A 24,006-nucleotide genomic window follows, 5' to 3' on the forward strand; every position below is an offset into this window, starting at 1 on the left:
CCTTTGTGTCGATGAATTCGCTCTTGCCACACAACGATTTGTCGTCCTGGCGAAGGCCAGGACGACATTGAGAGGCGGGATAATTTTCGCGACGCTACGCCTTGTCCCCGGTCGGCGAGAACAGGTAGCCGCCGCCGCGGATGGTGCGGATCACCGATGGCTTGGTCGGATCGAACTCGATCTTGCGGCGGATGCGCATGATGCGCAGGTCGACGGCGCGGTCGAAGGCTTCCGCATCGCGGGCATTGGCGAGTTCCAGCAGCCGCTCGCGCGACAAGACCCGCTTCGGATTGGCCGCGAACACCTTCAGCAGGCCGAATTCGGAGGCGGTCAGCGGATGCTCGTTGCCTTCGTCGTCGCGTAGCGCCTGGGCCTCGAGATCGAGCCATTTGGTGCCGAACCGCACCAATTGCTCCTTCTCGGCCTTCGCGCTCGCCGGTTCCGGCGCGGCAGACTTGGCCGGCCCGCTCCGGCGCAGCACCGAGCGGATGCGCGCCATCAGCTCTCGCAGCTCGCAGGGTTTGGCCACGTAATCGTCGGCTCCGATCTCGAGCCCGACCACCCGGTCGATCGGGCTGGCAGTAGCTGTCAGCATGATGACGGGGACGTTGATCTTGCTCTTGAGGTCGCGAATGATCGACAGCCCGTCTTCCTCGGGCATGTTGAGGTCCAGCACCACGAGATCGGGCGTGCTGCTCTCGATCTCCTTGCGCAGGCTCTTGCCGCCATCGCACAGCGTCACGCCGAAGCCGTGCATCTTGAGGTAATCGCCGACCATCTCGCGGGCCGGCGCCTCGTCGTCGACGATGAAGATATGCGGGTTCTGGTTCATGTCTCTGTCGCCGGGAGTGTAACCGTAAAGGTCGACCCCTGTCCGGGGCCCGGGCTCTGGGCGGTCACATGGCCGCCATGCATGTCGATGATGCGCTTGACGATGGAAAGGCCGAGGCCGGTCGAACTCTCGCCCGCGGTCGGCTTGGCCGACAGCCGCTGGAACCGGCCGAACAGCCGGCCGAGATCCTCCGGGCTGAGGCCGGGCCCCTGGTCGGAGATCCGGATCACGGTGTCTTCGCCCTCGTGGCTGACCGCGACCGTGATCTTGCCGCCTATCGGCGAATATTTGATGGCGTTGCTGACCAGGTTGTCGATCGCCTCGCGGATCCGGTCGGCGTCGCACATCGTGACGAAGTGCTGCGGCCCCGAGACCGAAATGCTCTGCTGCTTGTTGACGGCCGAGGGCAGATTGGCCTCGGTAACCTCGTTGACCAGGGCTGCGACATCGACCGGCTCGCGGCGGATCGTGATGTCGAACGCGTCGGCCATCGCATCCGAGATCAGGTGGTCGACCATCGAGGTCAGCCGCTTGGTCGCATCGCGGATGTGCTCGACCTGCGCGGTGACGTTTTCCTTCGGCGAGCCGGCGCCGATCAATTCGGTCAGCATCTCGGTTCGGCCGAGGATCACGCCGAGCGGATTCTTCAAATCGTGGGCGACGGTGCCGAGGATCTCGTTCTTGAAGCCGTTGGCGCGCTGCAGCCGCAGCCATTGCGCCGACAGCCGCCGGTTGGCCTGCATCAGCGCGCGGGTGCGCTGCGCGACGCGGTCCTCGAGCTGGGTGTTGGCCTCGTGCAGCTGCTGGTAGAGGATCACGTTGTCGAACGCGATCGAGAGCCGGCTCGAGAAGATTTCGACCAGCGCGCGGTCGGTGTCGGAGAGCTGGCGCTCGGCCTGCAGCAACACCACGACCTCGCGGCCAGAGCCGGTGCGCGAATAGAGCACGCTGCGATGGTCGGCGAACTCGTTCTTTCGGCGCTGGAAGGCCTCTTCCACCATGTGCCTGAGGTCGGCGTCGAGCGCTCTCGATGACGTGGTGCCGATGAAGCGGCTGTAGCAGCCCGAGCAGGCCAGCACCGAGAAATCGCATGCGGCGGCGTTGCCGTCGTCGCGCAGCACCAGAATGCCGGCGCAATCGACATTGAGCAGCGAGGCGAGCTGGGTCAGCACGCCCTCGGCCAGCCGCTGCATCGACTTGAAATCGTACAGCGTCGAGGCGGCGTCGATGATGATCTCGAGCCCGCGCCTGGTCTGCACCATGCGCTCGAGCTGCTGATAGCTGCGCAGCGCCGCGGTCAGCGAGGTGAACAGCTTGTCGGCGGTGAGCTCGGTCTTCGCTTTGTAGTCGTTGATGTCGTACTGCACGATGACGCGCCGTTCCGGCGCCTGGCCGGGCTGGCCGGTGCGCAGGATGATGCGGACGGTCTCGTTCTTGATCTCGTTGCGGATGTATTCGACGAGCTCGAGGCCGGCGACGTCGGTCTCCATGATGACGTCGAGCAGCACGGCCGCGATGTCGGGATTGTCCCGCATCAGCGTGCGGCCTTCGGCCGCAGAGTAGGCCGACAGGATCTCCAGCGTTGCGCCGTTCAGATTGTAGTCGCTCAGCGCGAAACGGGTGCCCTCATGAACGGCGTGATCGTCGTCGATCACGGCGATCTTCCATTTCCGTACCGGCGAGTCCTCCGGGGGGCTCTCGGTGTCGTCGATCAGTTGGAGGACATCGTCCTGTTCGGCCATTGACTGGTTCCGTCGGCTGCTGCGTCAGTGATCGTGGGCTCGCCCTCGGCAGCCCCCATGGCAGCCCCCTTGGCGATCCTGGGCATGATAATGCGAAAAGTGGTGCCTTGTCCTACCCTTGACTCCAGCATCATGCGTCCACCGAGCTGCTGGGTGACGAGGTTATAGACGATGTGGAGGCCGAGGCCCGTACCACCTTCGTTGCGGCGGGTCGTAAAGAACGGGTCGAACGCCTGCCGCTGCACGTCCGGCGTCATGCCGGCCCCGTCGTCAGCGAAGATGATCTCGACATCGTCGGCGCCGCGCCCGCGCGCCGAGATCGTGATGTTGCCGGAGCGGCCGTCGGCGAAGGCATGATTGACGGCGTTGAGGAAAAGATTGGTTAAGATCTGCCCATAGGCGCCGGGATAGCCGTCGATCAGCAATCCCTCGGGCACGTCGACCGACAGTGCGATCGCCGCCTTCTTCAGCACCGGCCGCAGGCTCGCCACGATCTGGTCGGTCGCTTCACTCAAGGCAAACTGGCGGCGCTCGGCATGCGAGCGGTCGACCGCGACCTGCTTGAACGACTGGATCAGCTCGCCGGCGCGTTGCAGGTTCGCGACCAGCTGCTGCGATGCGTCACGTGAGGCGCGCACGAATTCGTCGAGCTTAGAGCGGCGCAGCGGCTCGGTCCGAAGGTCGCTCTCGAAGATCTCGCTGCGGCGGGCAAAGCTCGAGGCCACCGTCAGGCTGATGCCGATCGGGTTGTTGACCTCGTGGGCGACGCCGGCGACCAGGCCGCCGAGCGCGGCGAGACGTTCGGCATCGATCAGGTTCTGCTGCGCGGCGTTGAGCTCGAGCAGCGCGCTCTCGGCCTTCTCCTTGGCGGCGCGCAGCTCGTCCTCGGTCTTGCGCTTGGCGATCGCATTTTCGCGGAACACCTCGACGGCACGCGCCATGGCGCCGACCTCGTCCTTGGCCGTCGTGCCCTGTACCGGCCGGTCGAGATCGCCAGAGGTGATGTTGCGCATCGCGGCCATGATCTGCGCCAGCGGCAGCCGGATCGACAATGCGATCATCACGCCGGCGGACATGATGATGCCGAGGAAGATCACCGCGATCGACAGCACCCGGCGCGAGATCGACGTCAGCGTCTTGTCGAAGGTCCCCTGCGCCTTCTGCTCGCGCTGGCGCATCTTCACCGAGAGATCGTCGATCGCGCCGATCGCGTCGGCCTGGCTGGCGTCGATCGAGTTGCGCAGCAGGTCGGTGCGGTTGGTGAGCTGCTCGCTGAGCTGGCCGAGGCCGTCGCGCAGCTCGGCGGTCTTGACCTTGAGCCGGCCCAGCGCCATGCGCTGCAGATCGTTCTCGGCCAGATCGGTCATGACCGGGATCGTCTTCTCGATCGTATCGATGTTGCGGCGGGCTTCCTCGGCCGACGAGGAGGCCAGCGAGAGGTAGTAGGCGTTGGCGGCGACCAGCAGCGAGGTGAAGGCCTCGCGCGACTTGCCGAGCGCCGGCCAGATCAGCGCGTCGCGATGGCCGGTGGCGCCCTCGATGATCGAATACAGCCCGGCCATGTCCTTGGTCGGCGTCAGCACCTGCTCGTCATAGGTCTTGGAGATCTTGGTCTGCAAGGTGCGCAATTCGCCGAAGCCGTCGAGGAAGCGGCTGGTGGCGCGTTCGAGCTGCTCGACCGAGCCCGACAGCATCGGGTCGGTCGAGGCCCGGTTGGTCAAGGTGCCGAGCACGGCCTCGCGGAGCAGCAGGATTTCCGCGAACAGGTCCGGGCTCGGCTGGTTGATGTAGCGATGGATCAGGTTCTGCAGCCGGCTGGTCTCGCTTTCGAGCTTGGCCAGGATCTTGTCGGATTCCCGCACCTGGCGGACATCCTCCCAGGCCGAGCCGAGCACCTTCGAGCCGTTCCAGATCAGCACCGCGAGCACGATCACGACCGCCGAATTGAGCAGCGCGATCGAAAGGATGCGCCAGCGGATCGGCACCGCACGCAGCAACTGGACGATGCGGAAGCGGCCCTGTGGCCCGAAGGCCGCCCGCCGTCGCATCGTCCCGTCCTGTTGGGGTGCGTCCAAGATCCGGTCACTCCACGTTGCGGATGCGTTCGATCAGCGCTGCGATCGCCGGATCGCGTTCGGCCTTGGCATAGATGCCGGCCATCGCCGCCTCGAACGGCTTGCGGTCGAAGTCGGTCACGACCTTGACGCCCGCGAGCTCCGCCTGCTTGCGCGAGCGCTCCTCGAGCTCCCGCCACTTCTCGCGCATATAGATGCTGGAGCGTTGCGCCGCGTCACGGAAGATGACCTGCTCATCCGGCGAGAGGCTGGCCCAGGCCTTGCGCGACATGATCAGCACTTCGGGGCTCACGGTGTGCTGGGTCAAGATGTAGTAGCCGGCGTATTTGTAGTGGCCGGTGGTGACGAAGGACGGCCAGTTGTTCTCGGCGCCGTCGATCAGCCGGTTGGCAAGCCCGGTCAGCACCTGGCCGTAGGGCATCTCGACCGGCTGGGCGCCGAGCGCGCGGATCATGTCCGACATCTGTTCGGATTGCTGGACGCGCAGCCGCAGGCCCTTGAGGTCGTCCAGCGAACGCACCGGGCGGACGCTGTTATAGATCGAGCGGGCGCCGGAATCGTAGAAGGTCAGGCCGACGAAGCCGTGGGCCTCCAGACTGCCGAGGATCTCGTTGCCGATCGGCCCGTCCAGCACATGTTGCAGGTGCTCAAGCGATCGAAACAGGAACGGCATCGCCAGTACGTTCACGGAAGGCACCATGGTCCCGATCAGCGCCACATTGGTCCGGTTCAGATCGATGGCGCCGACCCGAGTCTGTTCCAGCGTCTCCTTTTCCTCGCCGAGCTGGCGGGAATGAAAGACCACGATGCGGTGCCGGCCGCCGGTGCGTTCCGCGATCAGGCGGTCCATGTAGTTCAGCGCCTGGACGGTCGGATAGTCCTCATTCTGGGTATCGGCGGTGCGGAATTCGCGTGCAAAAGCACTCACCGAGACCGCTGTGCACAACAGCGCGACGGCAAGCGTTATTGTCCGCGAAAGGCCGGCGCGGCGGTACACTGGCGACAATTCCCCTTGTGATTTGTGTCCAGGGCGGGAGCAAAAGGTTCAACGGTTTTTAGCAGAATGGCGATGGTTCGCCCATCGGCTAAACGTTAAATCGCGCTACAACCTGCGGTGTCGATTGAATCTGCGGTTGTAGCGCCGTATGACGGCGTGTTGGCATCGGGGAACGACTCGTCGTGAAGCTCGCCTTGAAGCGCGCCTTGAAGCTCTTGCATCTCGCTGTCGCGACCCTGCTGCTTGTGGTACCGGCGCAAGCGGCGACCGAGATCATGTGGTGGCACGCGATGTCGGGCGAACTCGGCAAGCAGCTCGAGAAGCTCGCTGCCGACTTCAACGCCTCGCAATCCGACTACCGGATCGTGCCGGCTTACAAGGGCAACTACACCGAGACCGTCACTGCGGCCATCTTCGCCTTCCGCTCGCGCAGCCAGCCGGCGATCGTTCAGGTCAACGAGATCGCCACCGCAACCATGATGGCGGCGCGCGGCGCGATCTATCCGGTGTTCGAGCTGATGCGCGATCAGTCGGAGGTGTTCGCACCACAGGCCTATTTGCCCGCGGTGGCCGGCTATTATGCCGACGTCGACGGCAACATGCTGTCGTTCCCGTTCAACGCCTCGACGCCGATCCTCTACTACAACAAGGATATGTTCCGCTCCGCCGGGCTCGATCCGAGCCAGCCGCCGAAGACCTGGGCCGAGCTCGGTACGATGGCGAAACGGCTGCGGGCGGCCGGCGCGATGTGCGGCGTCACCACGTCTTGGCCGTCCTGGATCAATGTCGAGAATTTCTCCGCCTTCCACAATTTGCCGATCGCGACCAGGTCCAACGGCTTTGCCGGGCTCGACGCGCAGCTGGTCTTCAACAACCCGATCGTGGTGCGTCATATCGCGCAGCTCGCGCAGTGGCAGACCGACAAGTCGTTCGACTATAGCGGCCGCGGGCAGGCGGCCGAGCCGCGCTTCCAAAAGGGCGAGTGCGGCATCTTCATCGGCTCGTCGGGTACCCGCGCCGATATCAAGGCCAATTCGAAATTCGAGGTCGGCTACGGCATGATGCCGTACGAGGCCGACGTGCAGGGCGCGCCGCAGAACTCGATCATCGGTGGCGCGACCTTGTGGGTGCTGCGCGACCGGCCGCGCGCCGAATATGCCGGCGTTGCGAAGTTCTTCGCCTATTTGTCGCGGCCGGAGGTGCAGGCCGCCTGGCACCAGAACACGGGCTATTTGCCGATCACCCGTGCCGCGTTCGATCTCACCCGCACGCAGGGCTTCTACGATCGCAATCCCGGCGCCTCGATCTCGATCGAGGAGGTCACGCTGAAGCCGCCGACCGACAAGTCCAGGGGGGTCCGTCTCGGCTCGTTCGTGCTGGTCCGCGACGTGATCGAGGAGGAGCTCGAACAGGTGTTCGCCGGCAAGCGCTCGGCACAGGCCGCGATGGACAACGCCGTCGAACGCGGCAACCGCCTGCTGCGCCAGTTCGAACGCGCCAATCCGGACCGGTGATGGGCGCCTCGAGGCGCTCAGCCGCTTCTCCGAGAGACTGCGAATATGTGACTCGCGATGGCGCAACATACTCGATGTCGTCCCGGCGAAGGCCGGGACCCATAACCACCGAAGGCCATTGTTGCGCGGCGCTGCGGCCACAACTTTTTCAACAACTCAACCCTGTGGTTATGGATCCCGGCTTTCGCCGGGACGACGAGAGGAGAGATTGTGCCGTGATTGCATCGTCTCAGAATGCCGGCTGAAAATGCATCTCCCACCCCTCACCACCTACGACAGCTACCGCGCTTGGCGCGGCGACGCGTCGCGCTGGCTGCCGGTTGCGCGCGATATTGCCGATGGCCACGGGCTATCATGGGGCACGCCGCATGTGTTCTCGACCGGCACCAACCTCGTTGTCGGGCTCGGCGATGACCTGATCCTGAAACTGTTCCCGCCGTTCCTGCGCCCGCAATTCGTCTCCGAACGCGGCGCGCTGGCGGAATTGCGCGGACGGCTCGGCATTCCGATCCCCGATCTGATCGCGGAGGGCGAGCGCGACGGCTGGCCCTATCTCGTCATCACGCGCCTTGCCGGCACGGTCGGTTCGGAGGTGTGGCCGTCGCTGTCGGAAGCCGAGCGGGAGCGGGTGCTCGGCGAGATCGGCGCCGTGATTGCCGAAGTGCAGCGGGTGCCGCCCGGCGGCCTGCCGGCGATCGGCCAACCCTGGGACGCCTTCATGCGCGGCCAGGTCGCGCAGTGCCGGGCACGGCACGAACGGCTCGGCCTGCCGGCGAAATTCCTCCGCTCACTCGATGATCTCCTCCGCGACGCCACCGAGTTGATCCCGATGCACGCGCCGCCGGTGATCCTGACCGGCGAGTACATTCCGGAGAATTTCCTGCTCGGGCGCCGGGCCGACGGCTGGCATGTCGCGGGCCTGTTCGACTTCGGCGACGTCCGCACCGGGTGGGGCGAGTACGATCTGCTCGGTCCGAGCGCCTTCATGGCCGCCGGGCATCCGCGCCTTGTGCGCAGCCTGTTCGACGGCTTCGGCATCCCGCAGAGCGAGGTGAATTTCACGCTGAAGCGCCGGCTGATGGCGCTGATGATGCTGCACTCGGCCAGCGATCCGCTCCGCCACATCTGCATCGCGGGCTGGCCGGACCAGGTGGATGATTTCGTGCAGTTGCAGGAACTGATCTGGCCGGGCTAGCTCTTGTCGTGGTGATATCGATCGCCGGCGATAAATCGAGCATCGCTCGGTCGATGCTCATTTATTGAGCAAATGGCCTTCCTTTGTATGCAACGAGGCGCGTGCAATTAGGCGCCTGACCAAGGTACCTTTAGCGCTTCTCTTCGTCTTTCCAGCGCATTAGCCGTTCATAAGCTTTCGTTAAGGGTTGGCACAATCCTTGCGAACTGAGTTCCAGGGCCCGGTTCCGGGCGTTGGAGCATCCCATGAAGCGTCGCGATTTCCTTAAATCGGTCTCTGGATTGGCAGCGGGGGCGCTGGCGCCGACCGCGCCCGCGATCTGGTCGCCGGCCAAGGCCGACGCGCGCTCCGAGACGCTGCTGATCGTTTCCGAAGGCGGCCCCAACAATCTCGATATCCACGGCATCGGCACCAACGTGCCCGGCTATGAGGTGTCGTGGAATTGCTACGACCGGCTGATCAGCCACGAGATGAAGAGCGGTCCTGGCGACGTGCCCTATTACGACCGCGACAAGTTCAAGCCCGAGCTCGCCGAGGATTTCAACATCGGCGACATGTCGGCGACCTTCAAGCTGCGCAAGAACGCCAAATTCCATGACGGTACGCCGGTCACGGCGAAGGACGTCAAATGGTCGCTCGACCGTGCCGTCAGCGTCGGCGGCTTCCCGACCTTCCAGATGAGCGCGGGCTCGCTGACCAAGCCCGAGCAGTTCGTCGTCGTCGACGACCACACGGTGCGCGTCGACTTCCTGAAAAAGGACCGACTGACGATCCCCGACCTCGCCGTGATCGTGCCCTGCGTCGTCAACTCGGAGCTCGTCAAGAAGAACGCCAGCGAGAAGGACCCCTGGGGTCTCGAATTCACCAAGCAGCAGACCGCGGGCTCCGGCGCCTACAAGGTGACCAAATGGACCGCCGGCACCGAAGTCGTCATGGAGCGCAATGACGACTGGGTCTCGGGTCCCCTGCCGAAGATCAGGCGCGTGATCTGGCGCATGGTGCCGCAGGCCGGCAACCGCCGTGCGCTGCTCGAGCGCGGCGATGCCGATATCTCCTACGAACTGCCGTTCAAGGATTTCCAGGAGATGAAGGCGAACGGCAAGCTCAACGTGGTCTCGCTGCCGTTCTCCAACGGCATCCAGTACATCGGCATGAATGTCACCAAGCCGCCGTTCGACAATCCCAAGGTGCGGCAGGCGATGGCCTATGCGATGCCGTACCAAAAAATCATGGACGCGGTGCTGTTCGGCCTCGCCAACCCGATGTTCGGCGCACCGAAGGACAAGCCGACCGAGGTCGCCTGGCCGCAGCCGACCAAGTATGTCACCGACATGGAGAAGGCCAAGGCGCTGCTCGCGGAAGCCGGCTACGCCAACGGTTTCGAGACCACGATCTCGTTCGACCTGAATTTTGCCGGGGTCAACGAGCCGCTCTGCGTGCTGGTGCAGGAGAGCCTCGCGCAGCTCGGCATCAAGACCACGATCAACAAGGTGCCCGGCGCCAACTGGCGCACTGAGCTCACCAAGAAGGAGATGCCGCTGTTCACCAACGTGTTCTCGGGCTGGCTCGATTACCCCGAGTACTTCTTCTACTGGTGCTATCACGGCAACAATTCGATCTTCAACACGATGAGCTACAAGTCGGGCGAGATGGACAAGCTCATCGACGGCGCGCGCATCGCGGCCGCCAATGGCGACACCGCGGCCTACGATGCCGACGTCAAGGGCTTCGTCGATCTCGCGTTTACCGACATCCCGCGCATCCCGCTCTACCAGCCGTTCGTCAACGTCGCGATGCAGAAGAACATCTCGGGCTACCAATACTGGTTCCACCGCCGGCTGGATTATCGCGCGATGGCGAAGGGGTGAGGCGGTGATGCTGCGCTCCCTCCGCAATACGCTCGCGTATGGATGTGAGGTGAGCACACCTCTCAGGCTCCCTCCCCCCTTGCGGGGGAGGGCATTCGCATATGGCAAAAGAACTTCGTCGTCCCGGACAAGCGCAGCGAAGCGGAGCGCAGATCCGGGACCCATAACCACAGGATTTAGTTTGACGAAGACTCGTGGTCACTCGCCCGCGCCGCAACCGCTCCCTTGGGTTATGGGTCCCGGCCTACGCCGGGACGACACCGAACGCTTCATAGACGATTGCCCTGCCCGCAAGGGGGGAGGGAGCCCTGCCAGTCCCGTTGTGGCTTTGCATGATGCCGTTGGGAGCGCCTCATGCTGACCCTGATCGGCAAGCGGCTGCTGTTCGCGATCCCGTCGCTGATCGGGGTCGTGATCGTGACGTTCCTGCTGACGCGCGCGCTGCCCGGCGATCCCGCGGCGTATTTCGCGGGGCCTGCCGCAACGAAGGAAGCGGTCGACCAGATCAGGAAGAAGCTCGGTTTCGACAAGCCGCTGATCGAGCAGTTCGTGCGCTACACCAATGATCTCGCCCATGGCGATCTCGGCACCTCGCTGACCACGGGCCAGCCGGTCGCCGCCGAGCTGCGCAGCCGCCTGCCGGCATCGGCCGAACTCACACTGCTCGGCCTCGTCGTCTCGATCGTGATCGCGATCCCGCTCGGCGTGCTGGCGGCGACGCGGCCGGGCTCGTGGATCGACCATCTCTGCCGCGTCACGACGACGGCCGGCGTGTCGCTGCCGGTGTTCTTCACCGGGCTCGTGCTGGTCTATGTGTTCTATTTCCGGCTCGGCTGGGCACCGGCGCCGCTCGGCCGGCTCGACGTGTTCTACAGCGCGCCGCCGACCGTCACCGGCTTCTATCTGATCGATACGCTGATCGCGCGCGACTTCGAGGCGTTTCGTTCGGCGTTCAGCCAATTGATCCTGCCGGCGGTGACGCTCGCGATCTTCTCGCTGGCGCCGATCGCGCGCATGACGCGCGCCTCGATGCTGGCGGTGCTGGCGTCGGATTTCGTCCGCACCGCGCGCGCCAGCGGCCTGTCGCCCGGCAAGGTGATCGTGACCTACGCGTTCCGCAACGCGATGCTGCCGGTCATCACCACGCTCAGCATGGTGTTCTCTTTCCTGCTCGGGGCCAACGTGCTGGTCGAGAAAGTGTTCGCCTGGCCCGGCATCGGCTCCTATGCGGTGGAGGCGCTGATCGCATCCGACTTCGCGCCCGTCCAGGGCTTCGTGCTGACCATGGCGGTGATGTACGTCGCTCTCAATCTGCTGATCGACATCCTCTACGGCGTGATCGATCCGCGCGTCAGGCTGGAAGGGTAGGAGGGGCACATGAGCACCGTTGCGCCGACCGTCGAACCCGCGGGTCCCGCCCGAACCTCCGGGCTTGCCGCAGTGTTCGAGCAGACCCGCTATGTGCTGAGCGAGAACAAGGTCACCGGCTTCGCCTTCGCGCTGCTGATCCTGATCCTGTTCGCTGCGTTGTTCGGGCCCTATGTGGTGCCGTATGATCCGCTCGCCTCGAACACTGCGGCGGCATTGAAGCCGCCGTCCGCGGCGCACTGGTTCGGCACCGACCAGCTCGGCCGCGACATCTTCAGCCGCGTCATCGTCGCAACGAGGCTCGACACCTTCATCGCGGTCGCTTCCGTCGTGCTGGTGTTCCTGATGGGCGGGCTCGCCGGCATCGCCGCCGGCTATTTCGGCGGCTGGACCGACCGCATCGTCGGCCGCATCGCCGACACCATCATGGCGTTTCCGCTGTTCGTGCTGGCGATGGGCATCGTCGCGGCGCTCGGCAACACCGTGCAGAACATCATCATCGCGACCGCGATCGTGAACTTCCCGCTCTATGCCCGCGTCGCACGCGCGGAAGCCAATGTCCGCCGCAACGCCGGCTTCGTGCAGGCGGCGCGGCTGTCCGGCAATGGCGAATACCGCATCCTGCTCGGGCACATCCTGCCCAACATCATGCCGATCATGATCGTGCAGATGTCGCTGACCATGGGCTATGCGATCCTCAACGCCGCGGGGCTCTCTTTCATCGGTCTCGGTGTCCGCCCGCCGACCGCGGAGTGGGGCATCATGGTCGCCGAGGGCGCGGGCTTCATGGTGTCCGGCGAATGGTGGATCGCGCTATTCCCGGGCCTGGCGCTGATGATCGCGGTGTTCTGCTTCAACCTGCTCGGCGACGGCCTGCGCGACATCGTCGACCCGCAGCGGAGGACGTGATGACTGTGTCGCCGCGGTGTCATGCTACCGTAACACTGCTTTGCATGGGGTTGTTTTCGATATTTTGTGGGAGGCGCGCATGACTGCGCAGCCACTGCTCGACGTCAGCGACCTGACCGTCGAGTTCACCACGCGTCGCGGCATCGTGAAAGCCGTGCAGCACGTCAACATCTCGGTCGGCAAGGGCGAGACCGTCGGCATCGTCGGCGAGTCCGGCTCCGGCAAGTCGGTGACATCTTACGCCGTGATGCGCATCCTCGATCGTGCGGGCCGGATCGCCGAGGGCTCGGTGATGTTCTCCGGCATCGACGTCAAGGCGGCGACCGAGAGCCAGATGCGCGATCTGCGCGGCCGCGAAGTCTCGATGATCTTCCAGAACCCGCGCGCCGCGCTCAATCCGATCCGCAAGGTCGGGCACCAGATCGAGGATGTGCTGCGCCAGCATGTGCAGCAGGCCCAGGTCACCGACCGCGGCGAGACCGCGATCGAGGCGCTGGAGCAAGTCAAGATCGCGCGGCCGCGCGAGCGTTATCACGCCTATCCGTTCGAACTGTCAGGCGGCATGTGCCAGCGCGTCGTCATCGCGCTGGCGCTGGCCTGTAACCCGCAGCTTCTGATCGCCGACGAGCCGACCACCGGCCTCGACGTCACCACCCAGAAGGCGGTGATGGATCTGATCGTCGAGCTGACGAGGCGCCGGTCGATGTCGACGATCCTGATCACCCACGATCTTGGCCTCGCCGCCGCCTATTGCGACCGCGTCGTGGTGATGGAGAAGGGCCGTGTGGTCGAGACCGCAAAGTCGGCCGACATCTTCGCCGCGCCCCAGCACGATTATACGAAGAAGCTGATGCGCGCGACGCCGCGGCTCGGCGTGTCGCTGAGGGATTTGTTGCCTGAAGAGGAAGCGACTGCTTTCGCCTCTCCCCGCGTGCGGGGAGAGGCCGACGCGCGCAGCGCGGCGGGTGAGGGGGACTCTCCACAAGCTGTGCTCGCGGAGAGCCCCCCTCACCCCAACCCTTTCCCCGCACGCGGGGAGAGGGAGCAGGTGCAGCCCCTCCTGTCCGTCGAAAAGCTCGTCAAGGAATACCCTCGCCAGGGCGCGGGCTCGGTGCTGACAAAACTGTTCGGCCGCAAGCCGCCGGTCGAGGAAGACGTATTCCGCGCCGTCGACGGCATCAGTTTCGAGGTCGGCCATGGCGAGAGCGTCGGGCTGGTCGGCGAGTCCGGCTGCGGCAAGTCGACGACCTCGATGATGGTGATGCGGCTATTGGACCAGACCTCCGGCCGCATCATGTTCGACGGCGAGGACATCGGCGGCATCGTGCCGCAATCCTTCGCGCGGCTGCCGCGGCGCAGCCAGATCCAGATGGTGTTCCAGGATCCGACCGACAGCCTCAATCCGCGCTTCACCGCGGCGCGCGCGATCGCGGACCCGATCATGCAGCTCGGCGACGTCAGGGGGCGCGCCGCGCTGCGCGACCGCTGCGAGGAACTGGCACGGCTGGTCGGCCTGCCGGTCAATCTGCTGGATCGCTTTCCGCATCAGCTGTCCGGCGGCCAGAAGGCCCGCGTCGGCATCGCACGCGCCATCGCGCTGCACCCGAAGCTCGTGATCCTCGACGAGCCGACCGCGGCGCTCGATGTGTCCGTGCAGGCCGTCGTGCTCAATCTGCTGCAGGACCTCAAGCAGTCGATGGGCATGAGCTATCTGTTCGTGTCGCACGATCTCAACGTGGTGCGCCTGCTGTGCGATCGCGTCATCGTGATGCGGGCCGGCCGCATCGTCGAGCAGGGCACGTCAGAAGCCGTCTTGGGCAATCCGCAGGATGCCTATACAAGGGAACTGCTGACGGCGATCCCGCATCCGCCGTTGCCGGTTGCTTGAAGACTCACTGGGAGCGAAATGGCCGATCACCTCGACGACTACGTGAATGCTGCCGCCCGCGCGCTGGAGCTGCCGCTGGAAGATGCCTGGCGTCCCGCGGTGCGCGCCAATCTTGAGGTCGCGCTGCGGCTGGCGAAACTGGTCGATGACTTCCCGCTGCCCGATGACGCCGCATCGGCTGCGATCTATTCGGTCTGAGATCGCGATGTCCGACATTCCTGCTCTCCTGTCGGCCGCCGAAATCGCGCAGGCCGTCTCACACCGCAAGATGACGGCCTTCGCCGCGACCGAGGCGGCGCTCGCGCGCATTGCGCAGCACGACAAGGTCCTCAACGCCTTCACCGACGTCACCGCCGATCGCGCGCGCGCCAAAGCCAGGGCCATCGACGCCGCGATCGCGGCGGGTCAGCCGGCCGGCCCGCTCGCCGGCGTACCGTTCGCGGTGAAGAATTTGTTTGACGTGCAGGGCCTCTCGACCCGCGCCGGCTCGAAGATCAATCGCGACCTGCCGGCCTCGCCGCGCGATGCCACGCTGATCGAGCGGATGGAAGCCGCCGGCGCCGTGCTGGTCGGCGCGCTCAACATGGGCGAGTACGCCTACGACTTCACCGGCGAGAATGCGCATGACGGTCCGTCGCGCAATCCGCACGATCCGGCGCGGATGGCCGGCGGCTCCTCGGGCGGCTCCGGCAGTTCCGTCGGCGGTGCGCTGGTGCCGATCGCGCTCGGCTCCGATACCAACGGCTCGATCCGGGTGCCGTCATCGTTCTGCGGCATCTTCGGCCTGAAGCCGACCTACGGCCGGCTGTCGCGCGCGCGATCGTTTCCGTTCGTCGCAAGCCTCGATCATCTCGGCCCGTTTGCGCGCAGTGTGACGGATCTCGCCCTCGCCTACGACGTCATGCAGGGGCCCGAAACTGATGATCCCGCCTGCGTCGCGCGACCGCTCGAGCCCACGATGCCGCTGCTGGCCGAAGGAATCGGCGGGCTGCGGGTCGCGATCGCCGGCGGCTATTTCCAGCAGAATCTGTTGCCGGAGGCGGTCGAGGCGGTCGCGCGCATCGCAAAGGCACTCGGCGCGACGCAGGTCGTGGAGGTGCCGGAAGCGGCGCGTGCCCGTGCCGCGGCCTTCATCATCACCACGACCGAGGGCGCCGCGCTGCATCTCGACAGGCTGCGCACCCGTCCGAACGATTTCGATCCGGCAGTGCGCGATCGCCTGTTCTCGGGCGCGATGATCCCGGCCGTCCATGTCGACAAGGCGCAGAAATTCCGCCGCTGGTATCGCGCCAGGGTGCTGGAGCTGTTCCAGTCGGTCGACGTGATCCTGGCGCCGGCAACGCCGTGCATCGCGCCGAAGATCGGTCAGGCCAACTTCACGCTCGATGGGGTCGAGCTTCCGGTGCGTCCCAATATCGGAATCCATACCCAGCCGATCTCCTTCATCGGCCTGCCGGTGGTCGCCGTGCCGGTGCCGCTTGAACCGATGCCGATCGGCGTTCAGATTATTGCCGCGCCCTGGCGCGAGGACATCGCGCTGCGGGTCGCCTACGCGCTGGAACAGATGGGCGTTGCGAACGCGCCTGCGCCGAGAGGACTTTGACTATGGACATCGATCTTCCCGACGTGGTCGCCGAGGTCACCGCGCAGTTCCAGCGCTACGAAACGGCGCTGGTGTCGAACGATGTCGCGGTGCTCGGCGAACTGTTCCGCAACGACAGCCGCACGCTGCGCTATGGCATCGGCGAGAACCTTTACGGCTACGGCGAGATCGCGGCGTTCCGCGCCGGGCGGCCGGCGGCCGGGCTGATGCGCAGGATCGACCGCACCGTGATCACGACCTATGGCCGCGACACCGCGATCGCCTCGACGCTGTTCTATCGGGACAGCGCTCCGGGCAGGGTGGGACGGCAGATGCAGACGTGGATTCGCTTCCCCGAGGGCTGGAGAATCGTCGCGGCCCATGTCAGCGTCATCGACGAGCCCAAAGGCGTTTGAACAAGAGCGCTTGAACCATGAGCCTGGACGATCTTCCGACCCGCGCGCCGCAGCCGACTGAATCCGAGCCGGTCGTGCCGCGCGTCGATCGCCCGTCGTCGCTGGTCGACAAGGTCACGCGCGCCGAAGAGCTGCGCCTGCAACTCGCCGACGAGATCGTGCGCGGCACGCTGCCGCCGGGGGCCGGACTCGACGAGACCGACCTTGCGCGCCGCTTCAACGTCTCGCGGACGCCGGTGCGCGAGGCGCTGCGGCAGCTGGCCGCCAGCGGCCTGATCGACGCCCGTGCGCATCGCGGCGCGGTGGTGGCGCGGCCCTCGCTGGAGCGGCTCACCGGCATGTTCGAGGCGATGGCCGAGCTGGAGGCGATGTGCGCCGGCCTTGCCGCGGAACGCATGACGCCGGCGGAGCGTCACGCGCTGGAGGCGATCCACGAGGAGCTGCGGGTGCTGAGCTACACCGGCAATCCCGAGCGCTTCCACGAGGTCAATGAGCGCTTTCACAATGCGATCTATACCGGCTCGCAGAACGCCTATATCGCCGAGATCACCTTGGCGACGCGGGTGCGGGTGCAGCCGTTCCGCCGCGCCCAGTTCCGTAACCTCGGGCGCCTTGCAAAATCCCACGCCGAACATGATCGCGTCGTGGTCGCCATCATGCGCGGCGACAAGCCGGGCGCTGCGGCTGCGATGCGCGCCCATATCGAGCAGGTGCGCGGGGAATATGAGACCTACGCGGTGTCGGTGTAGCTCTCACCGTCATTCCGGGGCGCGCGAAGCGCGAGCCCGGAATCCATTCATCGGCATCTGACGTAGATGATTGGTTGCGGGCCGCTTCCGGCAACGGTCGCTGAGGCGAAATGGATTCCGGGCTCGCGCCAAGAGGCGCGCCCCGGAATGGCGGAAGGGGCGGCTAACCTTTCGCCTTCTCCGCCATGAACGCCCGCCAGCCGCCAAAGGCCGAAATATCTTTCGCGCCATGAATCGCGGCCGGCTCGACGATGAAGCCTTTGGCCTGCCGCCCGTCGGCAAGCCGGATCGTGCCGATCGACAGCGGCGGCGGGATCGCGGCAACGAATCTTCCGAACGCGGCAGGTGACATCGCCCAGAGCTCGAGCTTGATCGCATGACCCGCACCCGTCTCGATGCGCAGCATGCCGGGCTTCGGCGGCGTGGTGTCGAGCGCATAGAGCTTGTAGTCCGTTGCGGTGGCGGTCTCCTCCAGCAGGCGCGCATCGAGCGCGGTCAATTCGTGGTTCAGCGCCATGCCGGAGAGATGCGCGCCGACCACCGCGATGGTGATCTCGTTGGATGTCGCTTGCGCCGGCACTTGAGCGAGCGCGGGCTGCGGCAGCGATTTTGCGCCAAGGCCAAGTCCGGTGTCGGCATGGAATACCCGGCCGATGCCGGCAAGCTCGGCGTCGCGGCCGGCAGGTGCCAGCAGCGTGATGCCGAATGGCGCACCGTCGGGCCGTATCGCCGCCGGCAGCGCCAGGCCGCAGAGATCTAGCAGGTTGACGAAATTGGTGTAGGTGCCGAGCCGCGAGTTGAGCTCGATCGGCTTGGCCAGCACGTCGGCGGTGGAATAGACCGTCGGCGCCGTCGGCAGCACGATCGCGTCGAGTTGCGCGAAGCTGCGCTCGGCAACGCGGCGCAGCGCTTGCAGGCGATAGAGCGCGGAGAAAGTATCGGCCGCGGTCGGCCGCGCGCCGCCGATGGTGATCTCGCGCGTCACGGGATGGATCGCGTCGGGTGACGATGCCAGGAGGTCGCGGATCACGAGATAGCGCTCGGCGACCCACGGGCCCTCGTAGAGCAGCCGCGCGGTCTCGTAGAACGGCTCGAGGTCGAATTCGACGAGATCGGCGCCAAGCACCTGCCAGCGCTGCAATGCCTTGCCATAGGCCGTCTCGGCCTCGCGATCACCGAAGAAGATCAACTGACCCGACTTGGGAATGCCGAGCTTCAGCCTGGAGGGAAACGCTGCGAGGGCGGCCAGCGGCCGGTCGCGCGAGAACGGATCAGCGTCGTCGGGACCTGCCATCACGGCAAGCGCGGCCAGCGCGTCGTCGACGGTGAGCGAGAACACCGAGATGCAGTCGAGCGTGCGGCAGGCCGGCACCAGCCCGGTATTCGGGATCAGCCCGAGGCTCGGCTTGAGCCCGACGACGTTGTTGAGCATGGCCGGCACCCGGCCGCTGCCCGCGGTGTCGGTGCCGAGCGACAGCGGCACCAGGCCCGCGGATACCGCGACCGCGGAGCCCGAGCTCGATCCACCCGGCACGAGATCGTCGCGAACTGGATTTTTGGGAATGCCGTAGGGCGAGCGCACGCCGACCAGGCCGGTGGCGAACTGGTCGAGGTTGGTCTTGCCGATGATGATGGCGCCTGCCGCGCGCAGTCTTGCGACTGCGGTCGCGTCGTGCGCTGGCGTGTACGCGAAGGCCGGGCAGGCGGCGGTGGTCGGCAAGCCCGCGACGTCGATATTGTCCTTCACGGCGACCGGCACGCCATAGAGCGGCAGCGTCGGATCGGCGAGCTGCGCGGCCTCGGCGAGTGCCTCCTGCTCGTCGCGCAGGCTGATGAAGATGGCGGGATCGTTGTGTTCGCGGATGCGCTGGTAGCTGCGCGCCACGGTTTGCGCCGGCGTCATGGTCCTGGTGCGGTGTGCGGCAACGATCGCGGCGACAGTTTCAGTCACGTGGTTGGCCTCGTCTTTGGGAGCGGTGGCCTTCGGAAGGTCGCCGCGAAGGAATTGCCGCCTGATCGAAGCAAGCAATGTGCCATTGTGTACAATTAACCTGCGCCAGATGCGCGACAGATTATTACACAATATCAGCTGCTTGGAATGGCCACCGCGCGCTGAGGCGAGCTTGCTTGAAAGCGCATTCGCCTATTTTTCAGGCAGGCGTGGCTGAGCAGAAATCCGATCGATGGATCAGGTGAAGCAAGCAAGGATCCGTAGCAATTGCTCGCGGTTTGCCTTGCCGATCTTCTCGGCGACATGCCGCTCGTGTTCGGCGGCGAGCCGCTTGAACTGCGCCAGCGCCGCCTTGCCGCGCGTGGTCAAATGCAGCGCATGGGAACGGCGGTCGATGGTGGAAGGGATGCGGCTGACGAAGTCGCGCTCTTCCAGGCTGTCGAGCAGATGCACCAGCCGCGCGCGCTCGATCCCGAGCCGCTTGGCGACCGCCATCTGGCTCAGGCCTGGATTGGCCCCGATCACGGTCATGACCGAGTATTGGGTCGGACGGATATCGACCGTTGCCAGTGTCTTGATGAAGTCCTGGAAGATCCAGAGCTGGAAGCGACGCACCGCATAGCCGGCGTGGCCGACCAGCGCGTCGAGGCCGATATCATCGCCGGCGTCGCCACTGTGCGCCCGGCCACTCGCCGGGCGCGCGCGACGGATTGCCGCTCTCGTTCCTGCGGCCTTGCGCGATGTCTTTTGCGGGCTTGCCATGGCCGCAAGGCTAGCGTGCTTGAGGCGAGAGGGAAAGATTGTTGTTGACGACAACAATTGATGTCCGCAACATTATCGCCAAAGAGCCCGGCGGGGGCGCGGCGCAGCACGTTGTTGCGGCGCGATCCCGACAAGACACGGGCGAGGAGGAAACCATGACGGCCGTCAGCGGAGACAATCCGAACAGCCTGTTCGCGACGCCTGCCATCGTGGCGGATCGACGTGGCGACGGCAGCATCCTGGTTCGATCTACGACGCCCTTGCAGGAAAGCGCCCGCTGCATCGGCGACTGGCTGGAGCACTGGGCACGGCAGGCGCCGGATCGCATCTTCCTCGGCGAACGCGCCAGCGTCGAAACGCCCTGGAGCACCGTCAGCTATCGCGATGCGCTCGGCATCGTGCGTCAGGCCGCATCATGGGTCCTGTCACAGGGGCTGAGCGCGGAACGGCCGCTGGTCATCCTCTCCGACAACGGCATCGATCACGCATTGTTTGCGCTCTCCGCCCAGCATGTCGGCGTGCCATCGGCGGCGATCTCGCCGGCCTATTCATTGATGTCCCGGGATTTCGACAAGCTGAAGAGCACGATCGAGCTGCTCGATCCCGGTGCGATCTATGTCGCGAGCACAAAGCCGTTCGCCGCGGCGCTTGCCGCGATCAAGCCGCTGCATCGCGCCGTCATCGTCAGCGGCAATCCCGAGGACGCCGACGCGCTGGCATTCCCAGCCATCGCGGCGACGCCGGAGTCGCCGGATGTGGCTAAAGCCTTTGCCGCAGTGACGCCGGACACGATCGCAAAGTTCCTGTTCACTTCAGGCTCGACCGGCACGCCGAAGGCCGTGATCAACACCCAGCGCATGCTGACCTCGAGCCAGCAAGCCAAGGCGCAGACCTGGACGTTCCTGGAGCAGCCGGGCGCCGAACTCGTCATCCTGGATTGGCTGCCCTGGAGCCACACCTTCGGCGCCAACCACAATTTCAACCTGGTGCTGCGCAACGGCGGCACGCTTTATATCGACGGCGGCAAGCCGGCGCCCGGCCTGTTTGCGACGTCGCTCGCCAACCTGCGCAGCGTGGTGCCGACGGTCTATTTCAACGTGCCGCGCGGCTTCGACATGCTGATCGCGGCGCTGCGTACCGACGACGAATTGCGCCGCAAGTTCTTCGAGGGTGCGAAATTCGCCTTCTATGCCGGTGCGGCACTGCCGCAGAATCTGTGGGACGCGCTGGAGGAACTGTCGTTGCAGGCGGTCGGCCATAGGCTGCCGATGGTGTCGGCCTGGGGTTCGACCGAGACCTCGCCACTGGCGACCGACTGCCACTTCCTCGCCAAGCGCTCCGGCAATATCGGCGTGCCGATTCCCGGTACCGAGCTGAAGCTTGTGCCCTCGGGTGACAAGCTCGAGGTTCGCGTGCGCGGCCCCAATGTCACGCCGGGCTATTGGAAGGCGCCCGATCTGACCGCAGCGGCCTTTGATGATGAGGGATTCTACAAGATCGGCGACGCCGTCACCTTCGCCGATCCCGAGTGGCCCGATCTCGGCCTGTTCTTCGACGGCCGCGTGGCGGAGGATTTCAAGCTCAATTCCGGTACCTGGGTCAGCGTCGGCACTCTGCGCGTCGCCGGCATCGCGGCGCTGGCGCCGCTCGCGCAGGACATTGTCGTCACCGGCCATGGCCGCGACCACGTTCGCTTCCTGGTGTTTCCGAATCTTGCCGCCTGCCGCTCGCTGGCCGGACTGCCCGAGAGCGCCGACACGCGGGAGGCGATCGGCCATCCGTCGGTTCGCGCCGCGATCGGGCAGGGACTGGCGCGGCTGAAGGCGCAAGGCGGCCATTCCTCCGGCCACGCCACCCGCGCGCTTCTGCTGGCCGAGCCAGCCTCGGTCGACGGCGGCGAGATCACCGACAAGGGCTACATCAACCAGCGCGCCGTGCTGACGCGCCGCGCTGCGGCGGTCGCGGTGCTGGAGGACGACGGGTCGTCCGAGCCGGTGGGCTGCGCGGGGTGAGATTGCGGTAGAAAAGGCGGATGTAAGGAAGGCACCAGCGGAAGGGTTCCCTCCCCCGCAAGGAGGGAGGGAGCCTGGGCAGTGTGCTCACCTGACCCAAAGGCGACGTTACAAGTCTCGGCATGAGACCTGACGTCGCATGCGCTCGCGTTTTTAGTTGCCATAGCAACTAAGCTGTGCGAGTTTCCGCACCCAGAGAGACAGGGCCGGTTAACGGCCTCGCATTTGGGAGGATCATGTTGCGCAGCAGCGCGCGAGCACCACGTTTGAAAGGGCTGACGAATACCGCGGTGGCGCAGGGCGCCGGCCGTGGTCCGGCTGCGCCATCAGCTCGTGCTTTGCCCGGTCACGGCGCCGAGATTCTCGTGCAGCCGGCGCAGCAGGTCGATCAGCACCTCGCGCTCATCCTTTCTCAGGCACGACAGCAGCCGCCGCTCGCGCTCCAGCGCCGCGACGATCACCTTGTCGTGGATGGCGCGGCCGCGCGCGGTCAGCGTGATCGAATGGGTGCGGCCGTCGTCCGGCGCGGTGCGGATGGTCAACAGCCCGCGCTTCTGCAGCGCTGCGAGGTTGCGGCTGACCGGGCCCTTGTCGAAGCCGATCACCTGGCAGATCCGCGAGGCCGGAATCCCCGGCTCGATCGCCAACTGCGAGATGATCCGCCACTCGGTGACGTTGACCCCGAAATTCTTCTGGTAAAATGCGGTGGCGCTGTTCGACAGCTTGTTGCCGATGAAAGTGATGAACGCCGGCACATAGCGATTGAGGTCCAGCAGCGGGCCATCGATGGCGTCTGCGGGATCGGCCGGTCTTGGCCGGCGGGGCTTTCGGGGGAGGGGCTGGCTGCTCATTTCTCAAATCATCGCTGCGAAACCGCTCGGGAGCAAGTGACATGCGGCCCGTGTTGACAAGATCAAACCTCGGGAGGTCCCGATGACTGCAACAGACGATGCGTCCGTCCCGCATCTGGACGTCGATCCGTTCGCGCTCGATTTCTTCGCCGATCCGTTCCCGACCCATCAGCGGCTGCGCGAGGCCGGACCGGTGGTTTATCTGGACAAGTGGAATGTCTATGGCGTGGCGCGCTACGCGGAGGTGTACGCCGTCCTGAACGATCCCGCCACGTTCTGCTCCAGCCGCGGCGTCGGTCTCAGTGACTTTTCCAAGGAAAAGCCGTGGCGGCCGCCGAGCCTGATCCTGGAGGCCGATCCGCCAGCCCACACCCGAACCCGCAATGTGCTGAGCTCGGTGCTGTCTGCGACCGTGATGAAGCAGCTTCGTGGGCGATTTGCCGAGGCCGCGGAGGCTCGCGTCGATGCGCTGCTGGAGAAGCGCCGGTTCGACGCGATCGCGGACCTTGCGGAAGCCTATCCGTTGTCGATCTTCCCGGATGCGCTCGGTCTTAAGCCGGAGGGCCGCGAGCATCTGCTGCCTTATGCCAGCCTGGTGTTCAACGCCTTCGGTCCGCCGAACCAGCTCCGCGAGGAGGCGATCCAGCGCTCGGCGCCGCATCAGGCCTATGTCGCCGAGCAGTGCCAGCGCGACAATCTGACCCCGGGCGGCATCGGCGCCTGCATCCATGCCCACGTCGATAGTGGCGCCATTACCGCGACCGAGGCGCCCCTGCTGGTGCGCTCGCTGCTGTCGGCCGGCCTCGACACCACCGTCAACGGCATCGGCGCCGCCGTCTATTGTCTGGCGCGCTTTCCCGACCAGTTCGAGAAGCTGCGCGGTGATCCAACGCTGGCGCGCAATGCGTTCGAGGAAGCCGTGCGGTTCGAAAGTCCGGTCCAGACCTTCTTCCGCACCACCACCCGGGATATCGAGCTCAGCGGCGTCAATATCCCCGAGGGCGAGAAGGTGCTGATGTTCCTCGCCGCGGCCAACCGTGATCCGCGCCGTTGGGACGAACCCGACAGTTACAACATCACGCGCCGCACCTCGGGCCATGTCGGTTACGGCTCAGGCATCCACATGTGCGTCGGCCAACTCGTCGCCCGTCTCGAAGGCGAGGTGATGATGGCGGCATTGGCGCGCCGTGTTGCCAGGATCGAAATCACGGGCGAGCCGAAGCGCCTGTTCAACAACACGCTACGCGGGCTCGAGACGCTGCCGGTCGAGATCACGCCGGCCTGATGCCGGCTGC

19 protein-coding genes are annotated in these 24,006 nt (G+C 65.6%); 12 read left to right on the top strand and 7 right to left on the bottom strand.

Going from position 1 to position 24,006, the window contains the following annotated elements:
• Positions 1–94: 94 nt before the first annotated feature.
• From ACTUWL_RS19430 to ACTUWL_RS19445, 4 genes are read right to left on the bottom strand one after another with little or no spacing between them, the layout of a single operon-like run.
• Complete coding sequence (locus ACTUWL_RS19430) at positions 95–832, bottom strand: response regulator (RefSeq protein ID WP_021076615.1); 738 nt, start codon at positions 830–832, stop codon at positions 95–97.
• Positions 829–2,574, bottom strand: coding sequence for an ATP-binding response regulator (locus ACTUWL_RS19435; RefSeq protein WP_021076614.1), 1,746 nt, complete (start codon positions 2,572–2,574; stop codon positions 829–831). Before ACTUWL_RS19435 ends, ACTUWL_RS19430 begins: the two co-directional genes overlap by 4 nt.
• Positions 2,544–4,622, bottom strand: a complete 2,079-nt coding sequence (locus tag ACTUWL_RS19440) for a sensor histidine kinase (RefSeq protein WP_021076613.1) — start codon at positions 4,620–4,622, stop codon at positions 2,544–2,546. The genes ACTUWL_RS19435 and ACTUWL_RS19440 overlap by 31 nt, the downstream gene beginning before the upstream one ends.
• Positions 4,623–4,656: 34 nt before the next feature.
• Entirely contained in the window at positions 4,657–5,646 is a 990-nt protein-coding gene (locus tag ACTUWL_RS19445) for a TRAP transporter substrate-binding protein (protein ID WP_021076612.1), read from the bottom strand.
• Between the two features lie 275 nt (positions 5,647–5,921).
• Between ACTUWL_RS19445 and ugpB the strand changes: the two genes are divergently transcribed.
• From ugpB to ACTUWL_RS19495, 10 genes are all read left to right on the top strand, one after another.
• Positions 5,922–7,160, top strand: coding sequence for a sn-glycerol-3-phosphate ABC transporter substrate-binding protein UgpB (gene ugpB / locus ACTUWL_RS19450; RefSeq protein ID WP_448214178.1), 1,239 nt, complete (start codon positions 5,922–5,924; stop codon positions 7,158–7,160).
• A 247-nt stretch (positions 7,161–7,407) separates the two neighbouring features.
• Entirely contained in the window at positions 7,408–8,355 is a 948-nt protein-coding gene (locus ACTUWL_RS19455; protein ID WP_021076610.1) for an aminoglycoside phosphotransferase family protein, read from the top strand.
• 245 nt (positions 8,356–8,600) lie between these two features.
• Positions 8,601–10,223 (top strand): ABC transporter substrate-binding protein, encoded by a 1,623-nt coding sequence (locus tag ACTUWL_RS19460; protein WP_021076609.1) that lies wholly within the window; start codon positions 8,601–8,603, stop codon positions 10,221–10,223.
• Between the two features lie 354 nt (positions 10,224–10,577).
• A complete protein-coding gene (locus ACTUWL_RS19465) occupies positions 10,578–11,591 on the top strand; it encodes an ABC transporter permease (protein WP_021076608.1) in 1,014 nt (337 codons plus the stop codon).
• Positions 11,592–11,600: 9 nt separating this feature from the next.
• Positions 11,601–12,500: an ABC transporter permease gene (locus ACTUWL_RS19470; RefSeq protein WP_021076607.1), complete on the top strand. Its 900-nt coding sequence runs from the start codon at positions 11,601–11,603 to the stop codon at positions 12,498–12,500.
• A 79-nt stretch (positions 12,501–12,579) separates the two neighbouring features.
• A complete protein-coding gene (locus ACTUWL_RS19475; protein ID WP_021076606.1) occupies positions 12,580–14,388 on the top strand; it encodes a dipeptide ABC transporter ATP-binding protein in 1,809 nt (602 codons plus the stop codon).
• Positions 14,389–14,406: 18 nt separating this feature from the next.
• Entirely contained in the window at positions 14,407–14,586 is a 180-nt protein-coding gene (locus tag ACTUWL_RS19480; RefSeq protein ID WP_021076605.1) for a DUF4089 domain-containing protein, read from the top strand.
• Between the two features lie 7 nt (positions 14,587–14,593).
• Positions 14,594–15,991: an AtzE family amidohydrolase gene (locus ACTUWL_RS19485; RefSeq protein ID WP_021076604.1), complete on the top strand. Its 1,398-nt coding sequence runs from the start codon at positions 14,594–14,596 to the stop codon at positions 15,989–15,991.
• A 2-nt stretch (positions 15,992–15,993) separates the two neighbouring features.
• The gene (gene hpxZ, locus ACTUWL_RS19490) at positions 15,994–16,386 is read left to right on the top strand and encodes an oxalurate catabolism protein HpxZ (protein ID WP_021076603.1); all 393 of its coding nucleotides are present in this window, start codon (positions 15,994–15,996) and stop codon (positions 16,384–16,386) included.
• Positions 16,387–16,403: 17 nt separating this feature from the next.
• On the top strand, positions 16,404–17,135 hold the full coding sequence (locus ACTUWL_RS19495; RefSeq protein WP_021076602.1) for a GntR family transcriptional regulator: 732 nt from the start codon (positions 16,404–16,406) through the stop codon (positions 17,133–17,135).
• A 163-nt stretch (positions 17,136–17,298) separates the two neighbouring features.
• Here ACTUWL_RS19495 and atzF read toward each other — a convergent pair whose 3' ends face one another.
• Positions 17,299–19,038 carry an allophanate hydrolase gene (gene atzF / locus ACTUWL_RS19500; RefSeq protein WP_448214180.1) on the bottom strand — a complete coding sequence of 580 codons (1,740 nt, stop codon included), beginning with the start codon at positions 19,036–19,038 and terminating at the stop codon, positions 17,299–17,301.
• A gap of 285 nt (positions 19,039–19,323) precedes the next feature.
• Positions 19,324–19,848 (bottom strand): MarR family winged helix-turn-helix transcriptional regulator, encoded by a 525-nt coding sequence (locus ACTUWL_RS19505; RefSeq protein WP_021076600.1) that lies wholly within the window; start codon positions 19,846–19,848, stop codon positions 19,324–19,326.
• Positions 19,849–20,003: 155 nt separating this feature from the next.
• Here ACTUWL_RS19505 and ACTUWL_RS19510 point away from each other — a divergent pair, with 155 nt between their 5' ends.
• The gene (locus tag ACTUWL_RS19510; RefSeq protein ID WP_021076599.1) at positions 20,004–21,860 is read left to right on the top strand and encodes a feruloyl-CoA synthase; all 1,857 of its coding nucleotides are present in this window, start codon (positions 20,004–20,006) and stop codon (positions 21,858–21,860) included.
• Between the two features lie 326 nt (positions 21,861–22,186).
• Here the strand turns inward: ACTUWL_RS19510 and ACTUWL_RS19515 are convergent, their stop codons facing one another.
• On the bottom strand, positions 22,187–22,711 hold the full coding sequence (locus ACTUWL_RS19515) for a MarR family winged helix-turn-helix transcriptional regulator (RefSeq protein ID WP_021076598.1): 525 nt from the start codon (positions 22,709–22,711) through the stop codon (positions 22,187–22,189).
• 82 nt (positions 22,712–22,793) lie between these two features.
• Between ACTUWL_RS19515 and ACTUWL_RS19520 the strand changes: the two genes are divergently transcribed.
• Positions 22,794–23,996 carry a cytochrome P450 gene (locus ACTUWL_RS19520; RefSeq protein WP_021076597.1) on the top strand — a complete coding sequence of 401 codons (1,203 nt, stop codon included), beginning with the start codon at positions 22,794–22,796 and terminating at the stop codon, positions 23,994–23,996.
• Positions 23,997–24,006: the final 10 nt, after the last annotated feature.

The organism is Bradyrhizobium sp. WCU1, assembly GCF_053474805.1.